Origin of the sequence: Nonomuraea monospora, from assembly GCF_039531895.1 — a bacterium.
Taxonomy (GTDB): Bacteria; Actinomycetota; Actinomycetes; order Streptosporangiales; family Streptosporangiaceae; genus Nonomuraea; species Nonomuraea monospora.
This window is the reverse complement of the sequence record NZ_BAAAQX010000034.1, coordinates 22,896-46,016: the sequence shown is the minus strand read 5'-3', so window position 1 is coordinate 46,016 and position 23,121 is coordinate 22,896. Positions and strand designations below refer to the sequence as shown.

The window sequence follows — 23,121 nt, the reverse complement described above, 5'->3', positions numbered from 1 at the left end:
TCATGATGGTCGATGACCTTGGTTTCGTCCACGCGTCCTGGTAGCTGCCAGGTTCCCCGGACGGCCCCGCTGCCCTCAGGATGGGGTATGCCCCACAGCACGATCCTGATCCAGCTCGCCGCCGCGCCGACGGACGACCGGCCGTACTCGCGGGAGCTCGCGCCGGGCGAGCAGGTGTCGTTCGGGCGGGGGACGCCAGGCTCGCCCGTGGATCTCGTGCTGGACGACCCCGCCGTGTCCCGCCGGGCCGGACGGATCGCCGCGGTGGGCGACTACTGGCTGCTGACCAACCTGAGCACGTCCAAGACGTACGTGGTGGAGAACCCGGAGGGCGGCGGCGAGTTCGTCAAGGTGCCGCCGGGGCGGATGGGGGCGCCGATCCCGTTCGAGTTCTCCCGGGTGTCGCTGCCGGCCGTGGACGGGACGGTCTCGTTCCTGGTGTTCGCGCCGCAGCACATCCACGTGCCGCCGGGGAACGCGGACGGCGGCCCCGTCACGCAGGTCGCCTACCCGCTCGACCAGAACGCGAAGTACTTCCGCATCCTGGTCGCCCTGTGCGAGCCGCGCCTGCGCGACCCCTCCACCTCGCGCATCCCCACCATCCCCGAGATCATCGAACGGCTGCCGGACCTCGGGCTCAGCCGCACCGCCGCCGGCTTCCACATCGGTTACCTCGCGGAGAAGAAGCTGCACGTCAAGAGCCCGCAGAGCGGGGAGGGCAAGGCCGACTGGCAGCGGCACGCGCTGGTGTCGCTGGCGCTGAAGTTCGACCTGGTCACCAGTGATCATCTCGCTCTGCTTCCGTTCCCCCGCCGCTGACCTGCCCGTTCAGCGGCTCCGAGACGTCCCGAGCCGGTCCTTCGCGACGGGGGCCTGCCCCGATCAGGAATCAACGCGTTCTGTTGGGGTAGCCGAGCGCGGATGCGCAACGAGGGAATGCGGAGTGGCCGGCTCGGGGCCCGCGGCCTGGGGCCGCGGCTGACCCTGGCCGGCCTCGCCGCGTGGCTCATCCTGATCCCGTTCAGCCTGCTGCTGCTGGTGGCCAAGATGCCCCTCAACGACCTGGACGCGGGGGTCGCCGCCGAGCTGCACGCGTACGCGCTCGCCAACCCCGGCGTGACCAGGGTGCTCATCGTGTGGACCGACGTCTTCGGGCCGTGGCCGTGGCGGATCGCCGTCATCGCGTGCGCCCTGTGGCTGCTGCACAAGGGCGCCACCAGGGTGGCCGCCTGGGCGGTCACCACCATCACCGTGGGCGGGCTGCTCGGGCTGGCGATCAAGGTGATCGTCGACCGGGCCAGGCCGATGCTGCCCGACCCCGTCGCGCTGGCCCCCGGCGACAGCTTCCCGTCCGGTCACACGGTCAACGCGACGCTCGGCGCGGGCATCATCGTGCTGATCCTGCTGCCCGTGCTGCCCCGCTGGGGGCGGCGGGTGGCCTGGGCGGTGGCCGCCTTCCTGGCGCTGTCCGTCGGATACACCAGGATCGCGCTCGGCGTGCACTGGATGAGCGACGTGGTCGCGGGGCTGGTGCTGGGGGTGGCGACGATCGCCGCGACGGCGGCGGCATTCGAGACGTGGCGGCGGGGCCAGGGCCGCAGGCCCTCCTCGCCGGTGGCAGAAGGAGTCGAGCCCGAGTCGGTACGGGCGCTTCGTGAGTGAAGGGGTGCTTCGTGAGTAAGACCGAGGATCTGAAGTATTACGGGCTGACGCTGTTATCGCCGATGCTGCTGATGGCGGCGGTCACGTACGGCGCGGGTCAGGCGGTCCTGGCCTGGCCCACCGGCGAGGCGGAGCTGAGCCGCGACCTGGCCGCAGCCCGCGACCCGGCCTGGAACACCGCCACCGACCTGGGCAGCAGCCTGTCCGACACGCCCTACATCGTGGCGCTCACGGCGGTGGTCGCGATCGTCTTCAGGCTCTGGTTCCACCGGTGGCGCGAGTCGATCTTCCTCATCGCCGCCGTGTGGAGCCAGTCGCTGGTGTTCCTGGCCACCACCGAGGTCGTCGGACGGCACCGCCCGCCCGTCAAGCACCTCGACCCGGCGCCGCCCACCTCCAGCTTCCCGTCCGGGCACGTCAGCGCGGCGGTCGCGTTCTACTGCGGGGTCGCGGTCGTGCTCACCACGCGCGTGCGCAGCACGGCGGCGCGGGTGGCGATCTGGACGCCCGCGGTCGCCGCGCCCCTGATGGTCGGCTTCTCGCGGCTCTACCGCGGCATGCACTTCCTGACCGACGTCATGTGGGGGCTGCTGCTCGGCGCGGCCTGCGTGGTGATGGCCGCCTGGTCGATCCTGTACCGCCGCGCCAGGACGAGCCCGTCCCATCCCGCCAGAACGGCGGTCCGCGCCGGGTGACTAGAGCAGGTCCTCGACGCGGATCGGCAGGCGGCGCGGGCGGCGGCCGGTGGCGTGGAAGACGGCGTTCGCGATGGCAGGGGCGACCCCCACCAGGGCCACCTCTCCCAGCGTCTTGACGCCCATCGGGTTGAGCGTGAAGTCCGGCTCGCCGATGAAGTCCACCTCGATCCGGCCCACGTCCGCGTTGACCGGGATCACGTAGTCGGCCAGGTCGGCGTTGACGAAGCCGCCGTAGCGGGGATCGACCTCGCTGTGCTCGCTCAGCGCCGCGCCGATGCCCCACACCACCGCGCCGCGCACCTGCGCGTCCGCGGTGACGGGGCTGGCCACCCGGCCGCAGTCGGCCACGCTGACCACCCGCGAGACGCGCACGCGCGGCGCGGCCGGGTCCACCCGCACCTCGGCGAAGTGCGCGATGAAGCTGAACGCGACGTGCCCGGGAAAGTCGGGGCCCGCGGGGGCGACCAGGCCCGCGCGCATGCGGTCGATCGCCGCGGGCGGCTGGCCGGGGCCCCGCGTGACGGCCTCGGCCACCACCTCCTCCGCGCCGGACGCCCTCACGGCCGCCGCCACGTCCACGGGGCCCTCCGGCGGCGCCTTCAGGCGTTCGCGCAGCTCCCGCAGGGCGGCGTGGACCGCGAGCAGCGAGCTGTTGGTGCCCCACGCGCCCGCCGTCAGATGGTGCGGCACGACCCGCGTGTCTCCGACGACGGCGCGTACGCGATCGGCGCCGATGCCCAGATCGCCCGCGACGGCCCGGACCAGGGCGGTCGTGATGCCCTGCCCCATCTCGTGCCCGCCCACCTCCACCCGCACCCCGCCGTCCGCGCCCGCACGCAGGCGGGCCAGCACCGGCACCGTCATCACCGGGTACGCCCCCGCCGCCACCCCCCAGCCCACCGCCGCCCCGTCCGGCGCGCGCATCGAGCCGGGATCCGGCGAGCGGCCCGCCCAGCCGAACAGCTCCGCGCCCCGCCGCAGGCACGCCGCCAGATGACGGGACGTGAACGGCTTGCCCGTGACCGGATCCGCGACCGCGTCGTTGGCCAGGCGCAGCTCCACCGGATCCCGCCCCGCCGCGCAGGCCAGCTCGTCCACCGCCGACTCCAGCGCGAACGCCGCCGGATGCTCGAACGGCGCGCGCATGTAGCCGGGCGTCTGCGTGTCGGTCCTGACGTGGCGCTGGCGGCCCCGGAAGTTCCTGATGTCGTACAGGCGGGAGGTGATCTCCGTGTACGTGGCGGGCAGCAGGTCGTGGCGGGACGCCTGCTGGTCCACCTCGTGGATCGCGGCCAGCAGCCGCCCCGAACGGTCGGCGCCGAGCCGGACGCGATGCCTGCTCACCGGGCGGAAACTGGCCGCGTGGAAGGTGTGCGCGCGGGGCAGCACCAGCTTCACCGGACGGCCGAGCCGCCGGGCCGCCACCGCCAGGGGCGCGAGATGCGGCTGCAACGAGTTCTTCTGGCCGAACGCGCCGCCCACGTACGGGGCGACGACCTCGACGTTCTCCGGGGCGATGCCGAGCTGGCGGGCCAGGCCGCCGCGCAGCGCCCCGACGCTCTGCGAGCCCTCGTGGACCACCAGCGTGTCGCCCCGCCACTCCGCCACCCCGCCGATCAGCTCCATCGGCACCTGGTGCTGCGGGCCCGCCTCGTAGACGGCGTCCACGCGCAGCGGGCTGCGCTCGTACGCGCCGTCGGCGTCGCCCACGACGACGTCGGCCAGGAACGGCAGCGGCAGGGCCTCCTCCTGGAGCACCGTCTCCGTGCCGTCCGCGTCCAGCTCCACCGCGAACGGCTCCGTCTCGTACGTGGCCCGCACCCGCGCGGCGGCCTCGGTGGCGGCGACCAGCGTGTCCGCCACGACCAGCGCGATCGGCTGGCCTCGGTAGGCGACGTGGTCGTCCAGGAGCGGTTGGAGGCTCTGGAAGGCGTAGCCGTCGGCCATGAGGTAGCCGGCGGGGGCGATGCCCAGGTGGTCGAGGTGCGACAGGACGAGCAGGACGCCGGGGACGGCGGTGGCTTCGGCGGTGTCCAGGGCGGTGACGCGGCCTTTGCCGACGGTCGCGACGACCGGCATGGCGTAGGCGGTGCCGGGCGGCGTGTGGTCGGCGCCGTAGCGGGCCTGGCCGGTCACCTTCTCCCGCGCGCCGACCCGGCGCGTCCCCGCGTCGCTCACCTGCTCCCACCGGGCACTGACCCGGGACGTTTCTGCGTCGGTCATCGCTCGGCCCGCTCTCCGGCGCGTGGTCTTCTGATGCCGCTCATCGCTCGGCCCGCTCTCCGGCGATCCGCAGCGCCTCGGCGACGGTGCGGATGCCCAGCTCGATCCGGAACGCGTTGTGCGCGCCCGGGCGCGCGCCGGCGAACGCGGACTCCCCGGCCCGCCGCGCGCTGCGCTTGTCCAGCACCGCCCCCACCAGCTCCCGCTCGGCGGAGTGGCAGCGCCAGGGCCGGGTGGCGACGCCGCCCACGGCGACGCGGCACTCCCGCACCGTCCCGCCCTCGCCCAGCGCGACGGCCACCGCCGCCGAGGCCAGCGCGAACGCGTACGACTCCCGGTCCCTGACCTTGTGATACGTCGATCCGCGGCCGGCGGCGGTGACCGGCACGCGGATGCGGGTGATGATCTCGTCCCAGGCCAGCGTGTGCTCCTGGTCCGGCCTGTCCCCCGGCTCGACGTGCAGGGCGGCGAGGGGCAGCGTGCGCGGGCCGCGCGGCCCCGTCACGTCCACCTCGGCGTCGAACGCGATCAGCGCGACCGCCCAGTCACCCGGATAGGTGGCGATGCACGCGTCGCTGCCGCCGAGCAGGGCGTGCCCGCGGTCCAGGCCGCCGATCGCCGCGCAGCCGCTGCCTGGCTGCCGCTTGTTGCACGGGAACGGAGGGCCGCCGCGGAAGTAGGCGCAGCGGGTGCGCTGGAGCAGGTTGCCGCCTACGGTGGCCACGTTGCGCAACTGCTGGGAGGCGGCCTTGGCCAGCGACTCCGTGAGCGCCGGGTAGTCGCGGCGGAGCATCGGGTCGGCCGCCACGTCGGCCATCAGCGCGCCGGCGCCGAACGACAGCTCCCTCGATCCGGCCGTGTCGATGCCGGTCAGCTCGGGGAGCGCGCGGATGTCCACGACGGCCCTCGGGGTCTCGATGTCCAGTTTCATCAGGTCGTACAGGGTGGTGCCGCCGGCCAGCAGCCTGGTGCCGGGGCCGGACTCGGACAGGGCGCGGACGGCGTCGTCCAGGGTGGCCGGCGCCGTGTAGGAGAACGGGCGCACGCCTCAACCCTCCGGCCGTCCGGCGGCGGCGCGGATCGCGGCCAGGATGCCCGTGTACGCGCCGCACCGGCACAGGTTCCCGCTCATGTGCTCGCGGATCTCGTCGTCGTCACCGGCGTTGCCCTCGGCGACGCAGGCCAGCCCCGACATCACCTGCCCGGGCGTGCAGTACCCGCACTGCAGCGCGTCGTGATCCACGAACGCCTGCTGGAGCGGATGCAGCCCGCCGTCGGCCCCCGCCACCCCTTCGATCGTGCGCACCGACCGGCGATGCGCCTGCACGGCGGGGAGCAGGCAGGACACGACGCGCCGCCCGTCCACGTGGACCGTGCAGGCCCCGCACTGCCCGTGATCGCAGCCCTTCTTCGCCCCGGTCAGACCCAGCCGCTCGCGCAGGACGTCGAGCAGCGACTCCCGCGGGTCCAGGTCCAGGCGGACGTTCTGACCGTTGACCGTGAGCTCGGTCGCTACCTCCGAGGTCATATGCGCAACGCTAGTACCGAACGTCGCCTTTATCCCCATATGGCCGGATAAGGAAGGGTCAAGAATGGCTGGTCAGGGCAACACCGACCCCGTGAGACGCCCGGTGCGGCGGTGGACGGCGCACATGACGTCGCGGTCGCCGTCCGCCCACGTCTCGGCGGTCGGCATGATCGGGTAGTAGGGCAGATCGGCGCGCTCCCGCCCCCACAACTCGGCGTAGCGCTCGCCGCAGCTCCGCCAGGCGAACGCCGACAGCGCCGCCCGGTCGTACGGGCCGTCGGGGGCGTGGGTGAAGCCGTACGACTGGTTGTCGGCCCCGCCGGCGCACGGCGTGTAGACCACGATCCGCTCGCCCGCCCCCTGCGAGTACGTCGGGTCACTGAAGCACTCGCCGCCCTCGATCAGCAGGATCCCGGTCGTCTCCGCCGTGATGAACGCCTCCGTCTTGGTCACCGGCTGCACGGGCGGCACCACGAACAGCGTGCCGAGCGCGGCCACGGCGGGCAGCAGGCTCCAGCGGCGGGTCGCCGCCATCCGTTCACCTCCCGCTCACGCGCACGATCATCCGGCGGCGATCGTAGGCGGCGGGCGGGAAACGGCGGGCCAACGGCCGATGACGCCCGCATTGCCGATCGTGAATTCATCTCGCGGACAGTCTTGGGACAGATGAGCGTCAGCGATGCCTGGGTGAATGCGCTGGCGCCCATCTCGCGCTCGCGGATGGGCGAGCACCGCTTCTCGATGGAGTGAACAAGAAGTGAATCAGCCCATGAAGCCGCGCTTCCCCGGCTCACGGCAGACGAAGCTCGCGGCGGCCGGCGCCGGCGTGCTGCTGGTCGGCGGGTTAGCCTTCGGCCCCGCGGCCGTCGGCGCGGCGGCGCCGCCCGTCTACCCGGCCGCCGAGGTCCACAAGCCGACCCCGATCCCCGACCGCGTCATCCTCATTCCCACCACCACGCCGGCCACCAGCCAGCGCGTGTCGTGGCGCGCCGAGGCCGCCGCCGACGTCGCCCAGGCGCAGATCCTGGTGGCGCCGCGCGCGCTCGGCGACGTCAAGCCGGCCGCGGGCGCCGTCGCCACCGTCCAGGCGCTGGCCAGCACCCCGGTCAACACCACGCTCGGGTACGCCTCCACGTACCACACCGCCGAGTTCACCGGCCTCCAGCCGAACACCCGCTACACCTACCGCGTCGGCGACGGCACGAACTGGAGCGCGTGGACCGACTTCACCACCGCCGCGGCGGGCTTCGAGCCGTTCTCGTTCGTCTACTACGGCGACGCGCAGAACTACCTCGACTCCGCCGTGCCGCGCGTCTTCCGCCAGGCGTTCGCCGACCGGCCGCAGGCCAAGGCGATCGTCAACGCCGGCGACCTCATCGACTCCGCCAACAGCGAGGAGCAGTGGGGCCAGTGGTTCAAGGCGGGCGGCTTCATCGACGGCCAGGTCAACAACATCTCGGTGCCGGGCAACCACGAGTACAGCGGCGGCCTGTCCACGTTCTGGCGGCCGCAGTTCCCGTATCCGGACAACGGCCCCGGTAACGCCGAGCTGAAGCAGACCGTCTACACCCTCGACTACCAGGGCGTCCGCTTCATCGGCCTGGACACCAACTACCAGAGCAACGCCACCCTGATGGCCGCCCAGACGGCGTGGCTGGAGAACCTGCTCAAGGACAACCCGAACAAGTGGACCGTGGTGACCTTCCACCACCCCGTCTACTCGACCACGGGCACCCGCAACAACCCGAACGTCCGCGCCCAGTGGGCGCCGCTGTTCGAGAAGTACGGCGTGGACCTGGTGCTGCAGGGCCACGACCACTCCTACGGGCGCGGCAACCCGGTCTCGGCGCGCAAGTCGGCGACCGTGCACAACGGCGTCGCCTACGTCGTGTCCGTCTCCGGCGGCAAGATGTACGCGCTCAACGGCGGCGAGAACTGGACGGGCAACGGCGCCGAGGTGCGCAGCACCGCCCAGAACACGCAGCTCTACCAGCTCATCGACGTCACCGCCGACACCGTCACCTTCGAGGCCCGCTACGCCAACGGCGAGCACCACGACGGGTTCGTGATCCGGAAGAACAAGCAGGGCGAGCGCACCGTCAACGACCTGCGCACCCCGGAGAACACCGTCGGCGAGCAGGTCACCGTCGACAAGACGTCGGTGCGGCGGCTGGAGACCGTCCAGGTCGGCGCCTACGGGTACGACCCGGGGGAGAAGGTCGCGATCTGGTGGCGCGAGAGGGGCGGCGACACGGCGCGCCACGGGCGCGACGGCACGCTGATCGGCTACGAGAAGGCCGATGAGCTGGGCCGGGTCGAGGAGACCGTCCGGGTGCCCGCCCTCGTGAAGAAGGGCGGGGTGTACGAGGTGTATCTGGACAGCGAGAACCAGCAGATCACCAGCCCTGCCGTCACCGTGACCAAGTGATCCACCCCGGGTGGGGCGCTGTCCCGGCCCCACCCGGGTTCCAGCACAGGAGTTTCCCCTTGACCTTCCCGCTCCCGGCACGCCGCCTGTGCGTGCTGCTCATCGCCGCCGCCCTGCTCCTCGTGCCCGCGCGCGCGGCCTCGGCGCATCCCTTCGGCCCGCCGTCCACGGCCAGGGTCGGCGCCGACGGCAACCGGGTGACCCTCGCCTGGCTGCCCGCCGAGGACGACTGGGTGGCGCTCGGCCGTTCGGTCGGCGTGTTCGAAGCCGCCGACACCTCCATGACCGGCGAGCAGAAACTGGCGGGCTCCGCCGCCGTCCGCGACTACCTGCTGGCCCGCGTCGGCGTCACCCAGGCGGGCCGGCCCTGCGCGGCGCGGCTCGCCCCGCTGGAGCGGCTGCTCGCCGAGGGCGCCCGCTTCAGCTTCGAGTGCCCGGACCCGGTCGTGGACGTGGACGTGCGCGTCGGCGCGCTGACGGACCTGCACGAGGCGTACCGCACGATGCTCACCGCCGAGACGCCCGCCGAGCCCGCCAAGGCGCTGCTCACGGCGGAGGCCGACACCCGCAGGCTGCGCTTCGACCCGGCGGCGACCGGCGGCACGTCGCTGGTGGTGCCCGCCGTCGCGCTGGTGGCCGTGCTCGGCCTGCTGGCCGCCCTCCTCCTGCGCCGCCGGCGCTCCTCGGACGTGCCCGCATGAGCGGCGTCACCGGACCCGACAACTACCTGATCGGGCTGTTCGACGGGGCGGGCGCGTTCTGGCTCGCGCTGGTCGTCGCCCTCGGGGTGGGCGCGCTGCACGCGGTCGCGCCTGGGCACGGCAAGAGCGTGACGGCCGCGTACCTGATCGGCACGCACGGGCGCTACCGCGACGCGCTGCGGCTGGGGGTGGTCGTGGCGCTGATGCACACGGTGTCGGTGCTGGCGCTCGCGCTGGCGTGGGTCGGGCTGAGCAGCGCGGCGGCCGTCGGCACTGCGGCTGTCACGGCTTGGCTGCAGGTGGTGGCGGGGGTGGTGGTGATCGGCGTGGGGGCGCACCTGACGTACCGGCACTTCCGCAACCGCAGGACGCACGCGCACGGGCAGGAGCACGCGCACGCGCACGCGGGCGGGCAGGAGCACGGGCACGGGCACGGGCACGGTCATGGCCACGGACACGGTCATGGCCACGGACACGGTCATGGCCACGGGCATGGTCATGGGCAGGTGGATGACCCGTGGTCGGCGCGCGGGCTCACCGCGCTGGCGCTCTCCGGCGGGCTGGTCCCGTCGCCGTCGGCGTTCATCGTGCTGGTCAGCGGCCTGCTCACCGGCCGGTCCCTGGACGCGGTCGTGCTGGTGCTGGCGTTCGGCGCCGGGATGGCCGTCACGCTGACCGCCGTCGGCGTCGTGACCGTGCGCGGGGCGGCGGTGCTGAGCAGTCACGCGCCCCGCGTGCGCCTGCTGCGATCGGTCGCGGCCTGGACGCCCGCGCTGGCGGGCGTCGCCGTGGCGATCGGCGGCTGCCTGTACCTGGCCACCGCCGTCACAGCCCTGGCGCCATGAGAGGGCGTCAGATGGTGATCACCACGTTCCCCGTCTTCTGGCCTGTCTCGACGTAACGGTAGGCGTCCACGATCTCGTCCAGCGGATAGTGCCGGTCGATGACGGGCCGGAACGCGCCGGACTCCATCAGCTCCTTGAGCCGCCGCGCCAGCTCCGCGTCATGCCGGGGATAGGGGAAGCGGACCCGCCTGCCGCCGAACAGCGGGGTGACGGCCGTCAGCGCCAGGTTCTGCCATAACGGCCCCACGTCGGAGGCGATGAAGGTGCCGCGCGGCTTCAGCAGCCGCCGGCACCGCCCGAACGTGCTCTTGCCCACCGCGTCGATGACGACGTCGTAGCGCTGCTCGTCCGCCGTGAAGTCCGTGACCGTGTAGTCGACCACCCTGTCCGCGCCCAGGCGGCTGACCAGGTCGAGGTGCTTCGTGGCGCAGACGGCGGTGACGTTCGCGCCGGCGTTCTTCAGCAGTTGCACCGCCGCCGACCCGATGGCCCCGGTGGCGCCGTACACGAGGACGTCCTGCCCGGCGCGGACCTTCGCCGACGTGATCAGCGACAGCGCGTAGTGCGCGCCCTCCGTGCCCGGCACGGCCTCCTCGTACGTCAGCCCCTCCGGCAGCGTCGCCAGCGTGCCGCCCTGCGGGATCACCAGGTATTCGGCGTGCGCCCCGAACCGGGGGTCGTTGTACCCGAACACCTGGTCGCCCGGCTTGAACGCGGTGACGCCGCCGCCGACCGCCTCGACGTCGCCCGCGAACTCCGTGCCGAGCACGGGTGCGCGGCGCGGCCTGACGAGCCCCGTGAAGAACCGCCAGATGAACGGCTGGGCGGCCCGCATCGCGCAGTCCGTGCGGTTGACGGTCGTCGCTCGCACCCTGACGAGCACGTCGCCGTCCTTGACGGCCGGCATGCCGACCTCTGAGACGCTTACCACTTCCGGCGGGCCGTATCTGGCGCGCACTGCGGCCTTCATGCCCGGAGTCTAGCCACCGATCAGCCGTCGATCGCGGCGTGCACGTGCACGAGATCCGCCTCCATGCGCGCCGCCGTCTCCCTCAGCGCGGGCAGGACGTCGCGCAGGAGCGTGGCGTTGGAGGCGCGGCCGGCGTGGGTGGCCACGTTCACCGCCGCGACCGTGCGGCCCGACCGGTCGCGGACCGGGACCGCGATGGACCGCACCCCCTCCTCCAGCTCCTGGTCCACCAGGGCGTACCCGTCGGCGGCGGCCTGTCGCAGCAGGGCGCGCAGCTCGGCCGCGGAGGTGACGGTCCTGGACGACAGGCGCCTCGGCGCGATGGCGGCCAGCCGCTCCTCGGGCAGCTCGGCCAGCAGCACCCGGCCCATGGAGGTGGCGTACGCGGGGAACCGGGTGCCGACCGTGATGTTGATGCTCATCAGGCTGACCGTCTGCACCCTGGCCACGTACACGACGTCGTCGCCCGACAGCACCGCCACCGACGCGGACTCCTTCACGCGCGCCACCAGGTCGGCCAGGTGCGGCTGCACGACCTCGCCGAACGTCAGCCCGGAAAGTTGCGCGTACCCCAGCTCCAGCACCCTCGGCAGCAGCGCGAACCGTGCCCCGTCGGCACCCGCGTAGCCGAGGCTCTCCAGCGTCTGCACCGCCCGGCGCACCGTCGCCCTCGGCAGGCCCGTGACCTTGGCGCAGTCGGCGAGGGTCAGGCCGCCGCGCGCCGTGCCGAGCGCCACCATGACGGCCAGGCCGCGCGCCAGCGACTGCAGGAACCCCATGCCCAGCTCCTGCTTGGCGCCGCGCGACCGATCGACCCCGGCGGGCGCGGCCGGCATCGGCGGGGCGCCGGCCAGCGTCGCCTCCATCTCGGCCACGGTCTTGCGCAGCCCGGCCAGGCAGTGGTCGCGCAGCTCCGCCACGGTGTGCCTGCTGGTGTGGCTGACGACGCTGACCACGCACACGGCCCGCCCCCGCGCGTCGCGCACCGGCATGGCCACCGCGATCAGCCCCGGCTCGATGAGCTGGTCGTCCTCGGCCCAGGCCGCCTCCGGTTCGAGCAGCGCCAGCCCGGCCGCGCACCGGTCGGCGGGCAGCAGGTCGCCGACCCGGAAGGTGACCGACATGGTGCGCCGCCGGGTGCACTGGACGACGAAGCGCACCCCGTCGCCGTCCCGCACGGCCAGCGACACGGACTCGTCCAGCTCGTCCGCCAGCCGCCCGGCCGCCGGAGCGAGGGCGTCACGCAGGCCGCCGGCCGCGAGGTAGGCCTCGCCCAGCTCCATCAGGCGCGGCGCGGGCGACACGTCGCGGCCCTCCGCCCGTACGTAGCCGAGATGCGCGAGCGTGCCCAGCACGCGGTCCACGGTGGATCTGGCCAGGCCGGTGGCGCGGACCAGATCCGTCGCCCGGACGGGCCGGCGGGGGCCGGCGGTCAGCGCGCGCAGCACGGCCAGCCCGCGCTCCAGGGTTCCGGCCCCTTCCATCGGCTCCTCCTCCAAGCGGCGACGCAGCTCCGCACCTCGTCCGACACCACCGGCGCCCTGTCCGGCGCGTCACCTGACACGGCCGGCGGGACCTTTGACAGCCCGTCCCCCGATACAGATACTGGAACAGCATAGTGAACTTAAGTTCGCAGAGCGAACACCTCGGAGGAACGGAGCGTCGTGCGCAAGGACAAGGTGGTCGCCACGGCCACGGAGGCGCTGGCCGGCGTGCACGACGGCGCGTCGTTCGCCGTCGGCGGCTTCGGCCTCAGCGGCATCCCCAACGTGCTGATCCAGGCCCTCTACGACACCGGCGCCACCGGCCTCGGCGTCGTCTCCAACAACTGCGGCGTCGACGGCGGCGGCCTGGGCATCCTGCTCGCGGCCGGCCGCATCGCGCACGTCACGGCCTCCTACATCGGTGACAACAAGGAGTTCGCCCGCCAGTACCTGGCCGGCGAGCTGGAGGTGGAGCTCACGCCGCAGGGCAGCCTCGCCGAGCGGCTGCGCGCAGGCGGCAGCGGCATCCCCGCGTTCTACACGCCCGCCGGCGTCGGCACGCCCATCGCCGACGGCGGCCTGCCGCTGCGCCACAACCCCGACGGCTCCATCGCGGTCGCCTCGCCGCCGAAGGAGGTGCGCGAGTTCGACGGCCGCGAGTACGTGCTCGAACACGGCATCCGCACGGACTTCGCGCTCGTCCGGGCCGCCAAGGGCGACCGCTTCGGCAACCTCGTCTTCAACAAGTCGAGCAGGAACTTCAACCCGCTCGCCGCCATGGCGGGGCGCGTCACGATCGCCGAGGTCGAGGAGCTGACCGAGCTGGACCCGGACGAGGTGCACCTGCCGGGCGTCTTCGTCCAGCGCGTGCTCGTCCTGACCCCCGAGCAGGCAGCCGACAAGGGCATCGAACGGCGTACGATTTCTGCACCTCCGGCACAAGGGACCATCACCGAATGAGCTGGACCCGTGACGAGATGGTCGCGCGAGCGGCGGCCGAGCTGCGCGACGGCGACTACGTCAACCTGGGCATCGGCCTGCCCACCCGCATCCCCTCCTTCCTGCCGCAGGGCGTGGACGTGGTCCTGCACTCCGAGAACGGCGTCCTCGGCGTCGGCCCGTACCCGAAGGCCGAGGACGTCGACCCCGACCTGATCAACGCCGGCAAGGAGACGGTCACCGTCCTGCCGGGCGCGTCGTTCTTCGACTCCTCGCTGTCGTTCGGCATGATCCGCGGCGGTCACATCGACGTGGCCGTGCTCGGCGCGATGCAGGTCTCCGCGCGCGGCGACCTGGCCAACTGGATGGTCCCCGGCAAGCTGGTCAAGGGCATGGGCGGCGCCATGGACCTGGTGCACGGCGCCCGCAAGGTCATCGTGATCACCGACCACAACGCCAAGGACGGCTCCCCGAAGCTGGTCGCCCAGTGCTCGCTGCCGCTGACGGGCAAGGAGTGCGTGCACCGCGTCATCACCGACCTCGGCGTCTTCGACACCACCGAGCGCGGCTTCGCGCTCGTCGAGAGCGCACCCGGCGTGCGCCTCGACGAGGTGCGCGAGCGCACCGGCGCGGAGGTGATCGCATGAAGGACGTCTACGTCGTCGACGCCGTACGCACCCCGTTCGGCCGCTACGGCGGAGCCCTGTCGAAGATCAGGCCCGACGACCTGGCCGCGCACGTCGTCAGGGCGCTGGCAGAACGCAACGGCCTGGAGGCCGCCGACGAGGTCGTGCTCGGCAACGCCAACGGCGCCGGCGAGGAGAACCGCAACGTCGCCCGCATGGCCGCGATCCTCGCCGGCCTGCCCGTCACCACGCCCGGCGTGACGGTCAACCGCCTGTGCGGCTCCGGCATGGAGGCCGTCATCCACGCCTACCGCGCCATCGCGGTCGGCGACGCCTCCACGGTGATCGCGGGCGGCGTCGAGTCGATGACCCGCGCCCCCTGGGTGCTGCCCAAGCCGGAGAAGGCGTTCCCGGCCGGCGGCCAGGAGCTGGTCTCCACCACGCTCGGCTGGCGGCTGGTCAACCCCGCCATGCCCGCCGAGCACACGGTCGCCCTCGGCGAGGGGGCCGAGCTGATCGCCGACAAGCACCGGATCACCCGGGCCGAGCAGGACGCGTACGCGCTGGCCAGCCACCAGAAGGCGGCCAAGGCGTCGTTCGAGCGCGAGATCGTCCCGATCGCCGGCGTCAGCGCCGACGAGGGCATCCGCCGCGACTCCTCCCTGGAGGCGCTGGCCAAGCTCAAGCCCGCGTTCCGCAAGGACGGCGGCACCGTCACCGCAGGCAACTCCTCCCCGCTGAACGACGGAGCCGCCGCCCTGCTGCTCACCGACGAGGCCGGCCTGCGCGGGCGCGAGCCCCTGGCCAGGATCGTCGCCAGCGGCGTCAGCGCGCTGGAGCCCCGCTACTTCGGGCTCGGCCCCGTCGAGGCGGCCGGCAAGGCGCTGGCCAAGGCGGGCAAGCGGTTCGGCGACCTCGACACCGCCGAGCTGAACGAGGCGTTCGCCGCCCAGGTGCTCGGCTGCCTGGCCGAGCTGCCCGACCTCGACCCCGCGATCGTCAACCCCGACGGCGGCGCGATCGCCATCGGACACCCGCTCGGAGCCTCGGGCGCCCGCGTCACCGGCGCGGTCGCGCACCGGCTGGCCGCCGCCGGCTCCGGCACCGGTCTCGCCTGTCTCTGCATCGGCGTCGGCCAAGGGCTGGCCGTCGTACTCGAAAGGTAGCGTGATGTCCGAACCCCTCAAGCAGGCCGACATCGATCAGGAGATCGCGGCACACGCCGGCCGGCAGGGCGACCACCCCTCCCGCGACTACGCCCCCTACCGCAGCACCCTGCTCCGCCACCCCCAGCAGCCGCTCGTCGCGATCAAGGACCCTGAGGCGATCGAGCTGTCGGGGCCGGTGTTCGGCGTCAGCGACGTGACCCCGTTCGACAACGACCTCACCAAGCAGCACCTGAGCGAGCCGCTGGGCGAGCGCATCACCGTGCGCGGGCGCGTACTCGACCGCCAGGGCCGGCCCGTGCGCGGGCAGCTCGTCGAGATCTGGCAGGCCAACGCCTCCGGACGCTACCTGCACCAGCGCGACGACCACCCCGCGCCGCTCGACCCCAACTTCTCCGGCGTCGGCCGCTGCCTCACCGACGACGACGGCAACTACCTGTTCACCACGATCAAGCCAGGCCCGTACCCGTGGCGCAACCACCTCAACGCCTGGCGGCCCGCGCACATCCACTTCTCGCTCTTCGGCACCTCGTTCACCCAGCGCCTGGTCACCCAGATGTACTTCCCCGGCGACCCGCTGTTCCCGTACGACCCGATCATGCAGTCGGTCACCGACGAGCGCGCCAGGGAGCGGCTGGTCGCCACGTACGTGCACGACCTGTCCGAGCCCGAGTACTCGCTCGGCTACCGGTGGGACATCGTGCTCGACGGGCCGGCCGCGACCTGGATGGAGGAAGGCCGATGAACCCCACCCCCTCGCAGACCGTCGGCCCGTTCTACGGGTACGCGCTGCCGTTCCCCGGCGGCGGCGACATCGCCACCGGCGGCATCGCCGTGCACGGCTACGTCTACGACGGCGCCGGCGAGCCCGTGCCGGACGCGCTGCTGGAGTTCTGGCAGGCCGACGAGAACGGCTCCCGCGCCGGAGCGCCCGGCACCATGCGCCGCGACCCCACCAACGGGGCCGTCCTCGGGCGCGACGGCGTGCGCTTCACCGGGTTCGGGCGCGTGGCCACCGACTACGACGGGCACTGGGCGCTGCGTACGGTCGTGCCGCAGAACGGGTACATCAGCGTGTGCGTCTTCGCCCGCGGGCTGCTGCACCACCTGTACACGCGGATCTACCTGGGGCAGGACGGGTTCCTCGACTCGCTCGCGCCGGAGCGGCGGCAGACGCTGGTGGCGGTGGAGGAGCGCGAGGGGGTTCATCGGTTCGACATTCATCTGCAGGGCGAGAAGGAGACGGTCTTCCTTGACTTCGGCTGATCCCGAGCCGCCGTCCGGCGACACGCCGGACGTCGGCGGCTCGCCGCCGTCCGGGCATGCGGCGGGTGTCGGCGGCTCGCCGCCGTCCGGGCATGCGGCGGGTGTCGGTGCCTCGCCGCCGTCGGGCCATGCGGCGGGCGTCGGTGGCTCGCCGTCCGGGCAGGTGGCGCTCGCGGGTGCGGGGGCCGATCTCGGGTTGTTGTCGCCCATGCGGGGCGCGGCCGAGGCGACCGGCGATCTCGCCGTGCTGCAGGCCATGCTGGACGCCGAGGCCGCCCTGACCCGTGCCCAGGCGGCCCTCGGCCTCGCCCCCGCCGAGGCGGCGGACGCCGTGTCGTCGGCCGCCGCCCGCGCCGAGGCGTTCGACCTGCCCGGCCTCGTGGCGCGCGCCCGCTCCGGCGGCAACCCGGTCATCCCCCTGGTCCAGGACCTGCGCGACGCGGTCGGCCTGCCCCATGGCGAGTACGTCCACCGGGGCGCCACCAGCCAGGACATCCTCGACACCGCCCTCATGCTCGTCGCCCACCGCACCCTGGCCCCTGTGCTGGCCGACCTCGACCGGGTGATCGACGGGCTCACCGCGCTGGCGTCCGCGCACCGCGACACCCCGATGGCGGCCAGGACGCTCACCCAGCAGGCCGTCCCCACGACGTTCGGGCTCAAGGCGGCGGGCTGGCGCAAGCTGGCCACCGACGCCCGCACCCGCCTCACCACCGCCCACACCACCCTCCCCGCCCAGCTCGGCGGCGCCGCCGGCACCCTCGCCGCCTTCCAACCCCCCTCGAACGCGCTGCCCGCGACTCCGGACGCGCCACCCGCCACCTCGGACGTCCCGCCCGTCACCTCGGACGCGCTGGCCTGCGCTACAGATGCGCTGCCCGAGGCCACGGATGCGTCAGCCTCGGCCACGCACGCGCCGCCCTCCACCGCGCAGGCGCCGCCTTCCAAGACCGACGCGTGGGCGCCCGCTGAGGAGGCGCGTGAGGCGGCCGTGGCGGTGGCGTTGCGTTTGCCTGGACGGTTCGCCGACGAGCTGGGCCTGGCCGAGCCGATCCTGCCCTGGCACGTCCTGCGCACCCCCATCGCGGACCTGGCCGGAGCACTGGCGTTCACCGCCGGCGCCCTCGGCAAGCTGGCCGCCGACGTCCTGGTCCTGTCACGCACGGAGATAGGCGAGCTGTCCGAGGGCGTGGGCGGCGGCTCCTCCTCGATGCCGCACAAGCACAACCCGGTCAGAGCCACGATGATCGCCACCACCGCCCGCCAGGTCCCCCCGCTCGCCGCGACCCTGTACGCGTCCCTCGCCGCTGAGGACGAACGCCCGTCGGGAGCCTGGCACGCGGAGTGGCAGCCGCTGCGCGAAGCGCTCCGCCTGGTGTCGGGGGCGGCCCGCGACGCTGCCGAGCTGGTCGCGGACCTGCGCGTGGACCCGGACCGCATGCGCGCCAACCTGACCGTCAAGGGCGATCCAGGCCCGGCCCCGGCCCTCGTGGACCGCGTACTCGACCCCCACCAAGACAAGGCCCCGCACTGATGCCGCTGCACTACCGCCTGGACGGCCCCGTCCAGGGAGAGCCGCTCGTCCTCGCCCCGTCGCTGGGCACGTCCACCCGCCTGTGGGACGCCCAGGTGCCCGCGCTGGCCCGCACGTTCCGGGTGCTCAGGTTCGACCTGCCCGGCCACGGCGACTCGCCCGCCCCGCCGGTGGGCACCATGGACGACCTGGCCGCCCTGGTCCTGGAGGCGGCGGGCGCCGAGGGCATGGACACCTTCCACTTCGCGGGCGTCTCGATCGGCGGCGCGATCGGCGCCACGCTGGCGGCCCGCCACCCGGGGAGGCTGCGTTCCCTGGCCATGATCTGCTCCAGCGCCAGGTTCGGCGAGCCGGAGTCGTGGCACGACAGGGCGAGGCTGGTCCGGGCGGAGGGCACCGCGCCGCTGCTGGAGGCGACCGCCCGCCGCTGGTTCGCCGGGCCCCCGCACCAGGCGCTGCTGGACGACCTGGCCGCCGCCGACCCAGCCGGTTACGCCGCGTGCTGCGACGCCCTGGCGGGCTACGACCTGCGCGCCGACCTGCCGAAGATCGCCGTCCCGACGCTGGTGGTGGCGGGGCGAGAGGATCCCGCGACGCCTCCGGCGCACGCCAGGGAGCTGGCCGACGGCATCCGGGACGCCACGCTGGTCGAGCTGCCGGGCGCCGCCCATCTGGCGCCCGCCGACCAGCCGGAGCGGGTCACCCAGGCGCTGCTCGCGCACCTGCCCGCGCTGCCCGGCATGCGGGTGCGGCGCGAGGTGCTCGGCGACGCCCACGTGGACCGCGCCGTGGCCCGCACCACGCCGTTCACCAGGGACTTCCAGGATCTGATCACGCGCTACGCCTGGGGCGAGATCTGGACCCGTCCCGGCCTCGACCGCCGTACGCGTAGCTGCATCACGCTCACGGCGCTCGTCGCCCACGGGCATCTGGAAGAGCTGGCCATGCACGTACGCGCCGCACTCCGCAACGGGCTCACGCCGGACGAGATCGGCGAGGTCCTGCTGCAGAGCGCCATCTACTGCGGAGTCCCCGCCGCCAACGCCGCGTTCGCCGTCGCCCAGCGCGTCCTGACCGAGGAGAACCCTTCATGAGCATCACCCGCGACCTGCTGATCGACGGCAAGTCCGTGCCCGCCCGCTCCGGGCGTACCACCGGGGACGTCAGCCCGGTCACCGGCGAGGTGTACGCCACGGTGGCCGCCGCCGGCGTCGAGGACGTCACGTTCGCGGTGGACGCCGCCGAGGCCGCGTTCGAGAGCTGGCGGGCCGTCAGCCCGTTCGCCCGCCGGACGATCTTCCTGAGGGCGGCCGACCTGCTGGAGGAGCGGCGCGAGCAGGCCATCGAGCTGATGGCGGGCGAGGTCGGCGGCACCCGCCCGTGGGCCGCCTTCAACGTGGGGCTGGCCGCGAACATCCTGCGCGAGTCCGCCGCCGCGATCACCGCGCCGGCGGGCGAGGTGCTCACGGCGCAGGAGGAGGGCGCGCTCGGCCTGGCGGTACGCGAGCCGGTCGGCGTCGTGGCCGCGTTCTCGCCGTGGAACGCTCCATTGATCCTCGGCGTCCGCTCGGTGGCCGCCGCCCTGGCCGCCGGCAACACGGTCGTCATGAAGCCCAGCGAGGACGCGCCGATCGCGTGCGGCCTGTTCGTCGCCGACCTGCTGCACGACGCGGGGCTGCCCGCGGGCGTCCTGAACGTGGTCACCAACGACCCCGCCGACGCCGCCGAGGTGGCGGAGGCGCTGATCGCCGACCCCCGGGTCCGCGCCGTCAACTTCACCGGCTCCACGAACGTCGGACGCGTCATCGGCACGCACGCCGCCCGGCACCTCAAGCCCGCTCTGCTGGAGCTGGGCGGCAAGAACGCGATCATCGTGCTGGACGACGCCGACGTGGACTACGCGGTGGACGCGGCCGCGTTCGGCGTGTTCATGAACGCGGGCCAGATCTGCATGTCCGGCGACCGCGTGCTGGTGCACGAGTCGCTGGCGGGGGAGTTCACCCGGAAGTTCACCGCCAAGGTGAGCGCGCTGCCCGCCGGCGACCCGTCCGACCCGGCCACCGTGATCGGCCCGCTGGTCGGCCCCGCCGCCGCCCGCCGCGTGGCCGCCCTGGTCGCGGACGCGGTCGCGAAGGGCGCCACCGTGCTGACCGGCGGCGGCGAGCCGCGCGGCGCATTCCACCCCGCGACCGTGCTGACGGACGTGCCGCAGGACGCGGAGCTGTACCACGCGGAGGCGTTCGGGCCGCTGTGCGTGATCTCCACGTTCGCCACCGACGACGAGGCCGTGGCGCTGGCCAACGACACCGACCACGGGCTGACCGCCGGGATCATCACCGAGAACGGCACCCACGGCCTGCGGGTGGCGCGCCGGCTGCGTACCGGCATCGCGCACATCAACGACCAGTCGGTGGGCGACGAGCCGCAGGCGCCGTTCGGCGGCTTCAAGTCCTCCGGGTACGGCCGCTTCGGCGGGCGCTGGGCCGTGGACGCCTTCACCAGCACCCGCTGGATCACGCTGGCGACCCAGCAGGCGCACTATCCGTTCTGAGCCTGTCGTCGTGCGGGCCGCCGGCCAGCCTATGATGAGCCAATGACCTCGCCCCCCGCCACCTCCGAACGCCAGCGGGACGCCGACCGTACCAAGGCGGAGATCCTTGAGGTGGCGCAGCGCGAGTTCGCCCGCTACGGCTACGCGGGTGCGCGCGTGGACGAGATCGCGGCCCGCATGCGCACCACCAAGCGCATGATCTACTACTACTTCGGCAGCAAGGAGCGGCTCTACGTCGCCGTGCTGGAGAAGGCGTACGCCGAGGTGCGCGAGGTGGAGCGCACCGTCGACGTCGAGCACCTGGCGCCGGTCGAGGCCATCCGCACACTGGCCGAGCTGACCTTCGACCACCACGACGCGCACCGCGAGTTCATCCAGCTCGTCGCGATCGAGAACATCCACCAGGCCGAGCACATCCGCAAGTCCGAGGTGCTGGGCAACCTCGGCACGCCCGTGCTCGACCTGATCTCCCGCATCCTCGACGCGGGGCAGGAGTCGGGCGACTTCGTCACCGAGGCCGACGCCATCGACGTGCACATGATGATCAGCGCGTTCTGCTTCTTCCGGGTGGCGAACCAGCACACGTTCGGCGCGCTGTTCGGGCGCGACATGACCGCGGCCGAGCATCGGGCCAGGCAGCGGCGGATGGTCGGCGAGATGGTCGTCGGCTACCTGTGCGGCAGGGGCGCCGCGCCTAACGCCCCTGGGCCTGCCTGACCAGGCGCTTGCCCAGCCGCTGGCCGGGCGTCTCGATCAGGTGGTAGGTCAGGGCGCTGAGCGCGATCACGGCCGGCCCGAACAGCGCCAGGCTCGGCAGCAGGTGCAGCAGGATCGGGTGCAGCAGGTAGACGGAGAAGCTGATCAGCCCGAGCCACGCCAGCCAGCGCGGGAACGACCGGGCGCGCAGCGCGTACGCCAGCCCGAACGCGCCGAAGGCCAGCACCATCGCCGCCGCCCACGTCGGGTCGCCCTTGGCGGGGAGCCCGCAGGCCAGCACCACGGCCGCGGTGACCCCGGCGGCCCGCCACGGGATCGTCCCCTGCTCGGCCCGGTAGATCGCCGTCCCGGTGAACATCACGGCCAGGATGATCACCCCCTGCCAGGTGCCGCCCCGGCTGCCCAGCACCACCAGCGCCAGGCCGAGCAGCCCGCCCGCCACCGCCGCCACCGTGCGCGCCCACTCCGAGGCCAGCACGGTCACCGCGATCGCGGCGAGCACGGCCAGGGCCAGCGCGGCGGCGGCCAGGTCGGCCCGGCCGCCGATCGTCGCCTTCGGCAGCAGCAGGCCCAGCGGGACGGCCGCGACGGCCAGGGTGACGGCGATGCCCGCCGACCTGCGGGCCTGGCGGGTGGCGAACAGCGCCACGCTCATCAGGTAGAACGCCATCTCGTACGAGAGCGTCCAGGTCACGCTGATCAGCGCGGGGAGGTTGAGCAGTTCCTGCAGCATGGTCACGTTGCCCAGCGCGACCAGCGGCCAGGGGCGGTCGCCCAGGCCCGGCGGGGCGGGCAGCAGGCCTGTCGCGGTGAGCAGCAGCGCCAGGCAGGACGCGGCCAGCAGGAGCGGCAGCAGGCGGAACGCGCGGCCGGTCCAGAAGGCGCGCAGGTCGCCCCTGCGTTCCAGGGAGGCGGGGATGATGTAGCCGCTGACCAGGAAGAACACCAGAACCCCGAACGAGCCCAGGTCCACGCGGCGGTCGATCCCGGCCCAGACAGCCGGGATGAACGTCCAGCCGGCGTGGTGCATGGTGACGGCCAGCGCTGCCGGTCCCCGCAGGGCGTCCAGCCAGGCCAGCCGGGCGGGGGCCGCGAACATCTGCCGCAGTCTAGGGCATTAAGGACACCCCTCAGCTCGGCATCTGCGGCGTGAGGTTCGGCATCCACGGCGTGAGGTTCGGCGTCCGGCCGGTCAGGGGGTGGCGGCGGCCGGGCGCAGGCGGGTGAAGGCGGTGTCCACGAGCTCCATGTGATCACCTTCAGGCCCCGCGCGCAGCCACTCGCGGGAGGCGCACTCGACGGCGGCCCCGGCGGCGGTCGTCAGCAGATCGACGGTGAAGGGATCCAGCCCGGTGCGCACGGCCAGGGCGGCGGCGATGCTGCCGCGTACCTCCTCGCGCTTCTGTTGGAATCGGGCCCGCAGCGAGGGCGTGCGCTCGATCAGCCGGAGGGTGGCCTGGCTCTCGGCGTCGATGCGCGCCACCCACTCGCGCAGCACCGCGTGCAGCGACTCCCACGGCGGCTCGTCCGTGGGCCTGGCGGCGAGCTGCTCGGCGATGTCGTCGCCCATCACCTGGACCCCGCCGAACACGGCGTCCTCCTTGGCCGGGAAGTACCGGAAGAAGCTGCGCTTGGAGACCCCGGCGGCGCGGGCGATGTCGTCCACCGTGACCTCGTCGAAGCCCCGCGCCGTGAACAGCTCCAGCGCCACCGCCGCCAGCTCCGCCTGCACGGCCCGTCGCGCGCGTTCTCTCAACCCCGCCATGCGTCTGAGTGTATTGGC

The 23,121-nt window shown here is 73.4% G+C and carries 23 protein-coding genes; 15 read left to right on the top strand and 8 right to left on the bottom strand.

Translation table 11 applies throughout. The annotated features are described in order from the left end of the window. Positions 1-87 precede the first annotated feature (87 nt). From ABD331_RS44905 to ABD331_RS44895, 3 genes are all read left to right on the top strand, one after another. Positions 88-819 (top strand): FHA domain-containing protein, encoded by a 732-nt coding sequence (locus ABD331_RS44905; protein ID WP_344489536.1) that lies wholly within the window; start codon positions 88-90, stop codon positions 817-819. A 102-nt stretch (positions 820-921) separates the two neighbouring features. Further along, positions 922-1,662 (top strand): phosphatase PAP2 family protein, encoded by a 741-nt coding sequence (locus ABD331_RS44900; protein ID WP_344489533.1) that lies wholly within the window; start codon positions 922-924, stop codon positions 1,660-1,662. An 11-nt stretch (positions 1,663-1,673) separates the two neighbouring features. Then, on the top strand, positions 1,674-2,357 hold the full coding sequence (locus ABD331_RS44895) for a phosphatase PAP2 family protein (RefSeq protein ID WP_344489529.1): 684 nt from the start codon (positions 1,674-1,676) through the stop codon (positions 2,355-2,357). Here the strand turns inward: ABD331_RS44895 and ABD331_RS44890 are convergent, their stop codons facing one another. The 4 genes from ABD331_RS44890 to ABD331_RS44875 all read right to left on the bottom strand — a co-directional run bounded on the left by ABD331_RS44890 (position 2,358) and on the right by ABD331_RS44875 (position 6,645). Continuing rightward, complete coding sequence (locus ABD331_RS44890) at positions 2,358-4,583, bottom strand: xanthine dehydrogenase family protein molybdopterin-binding subunit (protein ID WP_344489526.1); 2,226 nt, start codon at positions 4,581-4,583, stop codon at positions 2,358-2,360. 40 nt (positions 4,584-4,623) lie between these two features. Further along, positions 4,624-5,628 carry an FAD binding domain-containing protein gene (locus tag ABD331_RS44885; protein WP_344489523.1) on the bottom strand — a complete coding sequence of 335 codons (1,005 nt, stop codon included), beginning with the start codon at positions 5,626-5,628 and terminating at the stop codon, positions 4,624-4,626. Positions 5,629-5,631: 3 nt separating this feature from the next. Beyond that, positions 5,632-6,111, bottom strand: a complete 480-nt coding sequence (locus tag ABD331_RS44880) for a (2Fe-2S)-binding protein (protein ID WP_344489520.1) — start codon at positions 6,109-6,111, stop codon at positions 5,632-5,634. A gap of 72 nt (positions 6,112-6,183) precedes the next feature. Beyond that, positions 6,184-6,645, bottom strand: a complete 462-nt coding sequence (locus ABD331_RS44875; RefSeq protein ID WP_344489517.1) for a hypothetical protein — start codon at positions 6,643-6,645, stop codon at positions 6,184-6,186. 223 nt (positions 6,646-6,868) lie between these two features. On the opposite strand from ABD331_RS44875, the gene ABD331_RS44870 reads away from it, so the two are divergent. The 3 genes from ABD331_RS44870 to ABD331_RS44860 are packed head-to-tail and all read left to right on the top strand — an operon-like array spanning position 6,869 to position 10,085. Then, positions 6,869-8,539 (top strand): purple acid phosphatase family protein, encoded by a 1,671-nt coding sequence (locus ABD331_RS44870; RefSeq protein WP_344489514.1) that lies wholly within the window; start codon positions 6,869-6,871, stop codon positions 8,537-8,539. A gap of 59 nt (positions 8,540-8,598) precedes the next feature. Beyond that, the gene (locus tag ABD331_RS44865; protein ID WP_344489511.1) at positions 8,599-9,240 is read left to right on the top strand and encodes a hypothetical protein; all 642 of its coding nucleotides are present in this window, start codon (positions 8,599-8,601) and stop codon (positions 9,238-9,240) included. Continuing rightward, a complete protein-coding gene (locus ABD331_RS44860) occupies positions 9,237-10,085 on the top strand; it encodes a nickel/cobalt transporter (RefSeq protein WP_344489508.1) in 849 nt (282 codons plus the stop codon). Before ABD331_RS44865 ends, ABD331_RS44860 begins: the two co-directional genes overlap by 4 nt. Before the next feature lie 7 nt (positions 10,086-10,092). Here ABD331_RS44860 and ABD331_RS44855 read toward each other — a convergent pair whose 3' ends face one another. Together ABD331_RS44855 and ABD331_RS44850 are read right to left on the bottom strand one after the other, a co-directional pair. Beyond that, positions 10,093-11,055, bottom strand: a complete 963-nt coding sequence (locus tag ABD331_RS44855; RefSeq protein ID WP_344489505.1) for an NAD(P)-dependent alcohol dehydrogenase — start codon at positions 11,053-11,055, stop codon at positions 10,093-10,095. 20 nt (positions 11,056-11,075) lie between these two features. After that, positions 11,076-12,539 carry an IclR family transcriptional regulator domain-containing protein gene (locus tag ABD331_RS44850; RefSeq protein ID WP_344489500.1) on the bottom strand — a complete coding sequence of 488 codons (1,464 nt, stop codon included), beginning with the start codon at positions 12,537-12,539 and terminating at the stop codon, positions 11,076-11,078. Positions 12,540-12,719: 180 nt separating this feature from the next. Here ABD331_RS44850 and ABD331_RS44845 point away from each other — a divergent pair, with 180 nt between their 5' ends. Genes ABD331_RS44845 through ABD331_RS44805 form a run of 9 tightly spaced genes read left to right on the top strand, consistent with a single transcriptional unit; the run spans position 12,720 to position 21,338 of the window. Beyond that, entirely contained in the window at positions 12,720-13,499 is a 780-nt protein-coding gene (locus ABD331_RS44845) for a CoA transferase subunit A (RefSeq protein WP_344489498.1), read from the top strand. Then, the gene (locus ABD331_RS44840; protein ID WP_344489494.1) at positions 13,496-14,125 is read left to right on the top strand and encodes a CoA transferase subunit B; all 630 of its coding nucleotides are present in this window, start codon (positions 13,496-13,498) and stop codon (positions 14,123-14,125) included. Before ABD331_RS44845 ends, ABD331_RS44840 begins: the two co-directional genes overlap by 4 nt. Next, a complete protein-coding gene (locus tag ABD331_RS44835; RefSeq protein WP_344489491.1) occupies positions 14,122-15,270 on the top strand; it encodes a thiolase family protein in 1,149 nt (382 codons plus the stop codon). Before ABD331_RS44840 ends, ABD331_RS44835 begins: the two co-directional genes overlap by 4 nt. Before the next feature lie 4 nt (positions 15,271-15,274). Further along, on the top strand, positions 15,275-16,015 hold the full coding sequence (gene pcaH, locus ABD331_RS44830) for a protocatechuate 3,4-dioxygenase subunit beta (protein WP_344489488.1): 741 nt from the start codon (positions 15,275-15,277) through the stop codon (positions 16,013-16,015). After that, positions 16,012-16,536 carry a protocatechuate 3,4-dioxygenase subunit alpha gene (gene pcaG, locus ABD331_RS44825; RefSeq protein ID WP_344489485.1) on the top strand — a complete coding sequence of 175 codons (525 nt, stop codon included), beginning with the start codon at positions 16,012-16,014 and terminating at the stop codon, positions 16,534-16,536. Before pcaH ends, pcaG begins: the two co-directional genes overlap by 4 nt. Next, entirely contained in the window at positions 16,523-18,070 is a 1,548-nt protein-coding gene (locus tag ABD331_RS44820; protein ID WP_344489481.1) for a lyase family protein, read from the top strand. Before pcaG ends, ABD331_RS44820 begins: the two co-directional genes overlap by 14 nt. Next, the gene (gene pcaDC / locus ABD331_RS44815; protein ID WP_344489478.1) at positions 18,070-19,164 is read left to right on the top strand and encodes a bifunctional 3-oxoadipate enol-lactonase/4-carboxymuconolactone decarboxylase PcaDC; all 1,095 of its coding nucleotides are present in this window, start codon (positions 18,070-18,072) and stop codon (positions 19,162-19,164) included. The genes ABD331_RS44820 and pcaDC overlap by 1 nt, the downstream gene beginning before the upstream one ends. Further along, the gene (locus tag ABD331_RS44810) at positions 19,161-20,621 is read left to right on the top strand and encodes an aldehyde dehydrogenase family protein (protein ID WP_344489475.1); all 1,461 of its coding nucleotides are present in this window, start codon (positions 19,161-19,163) and stop codon (positions 20,619-20,621) included. Before pcaDC ends, ABD331_RS44810 begins: the two co-directional genes overlap by 4 nt. A 42-nt stretch (positions 20,622-20,663) precedes the next feature. Further along, positions 20,664-21,338: a TetR/AcrR family transcriptional regulator gene (locus ABD331_RS44805; RefSeq protein ID WP_148437532.1), complete on the top strand. Its 675-nt coding sequence runs from the start codon at positions 20,664-20,666 to the stop codon at positions 21,336-21,338. On the opposite strand, the gene ABD331_RS44800 is transcribed toward ABD331_RS44805, so the two are convergent. Then, a complete protein-coding gene (locus ABD331_RS44800; RefSeq protein WP_344489468.1) occupies positions 21,316-22,437 on the bottom strand; it encodes an acyltransferase family protein in 1,122 nt (373 codons plus the stop codon). The two genes, ABD331_RS44805 and ABD331_RS44800, sit on opposite strands and share 23 nt — an antisense overlap. A gap of 93 nt (positions 22,438-22,530) precedes the next feature. Next, complete coding sequence (locus ABD331_RS44795) at positions 22,531-23,103, bottom strand: TetR family transcriptional regulator (protein ID WP_344489465.1); 573 nt, start codon at positions 23,101-23,103, stop codon at positions 22,531-22,533. Positions 23,104-23,121: the final 18 nt, after the last annotated feature.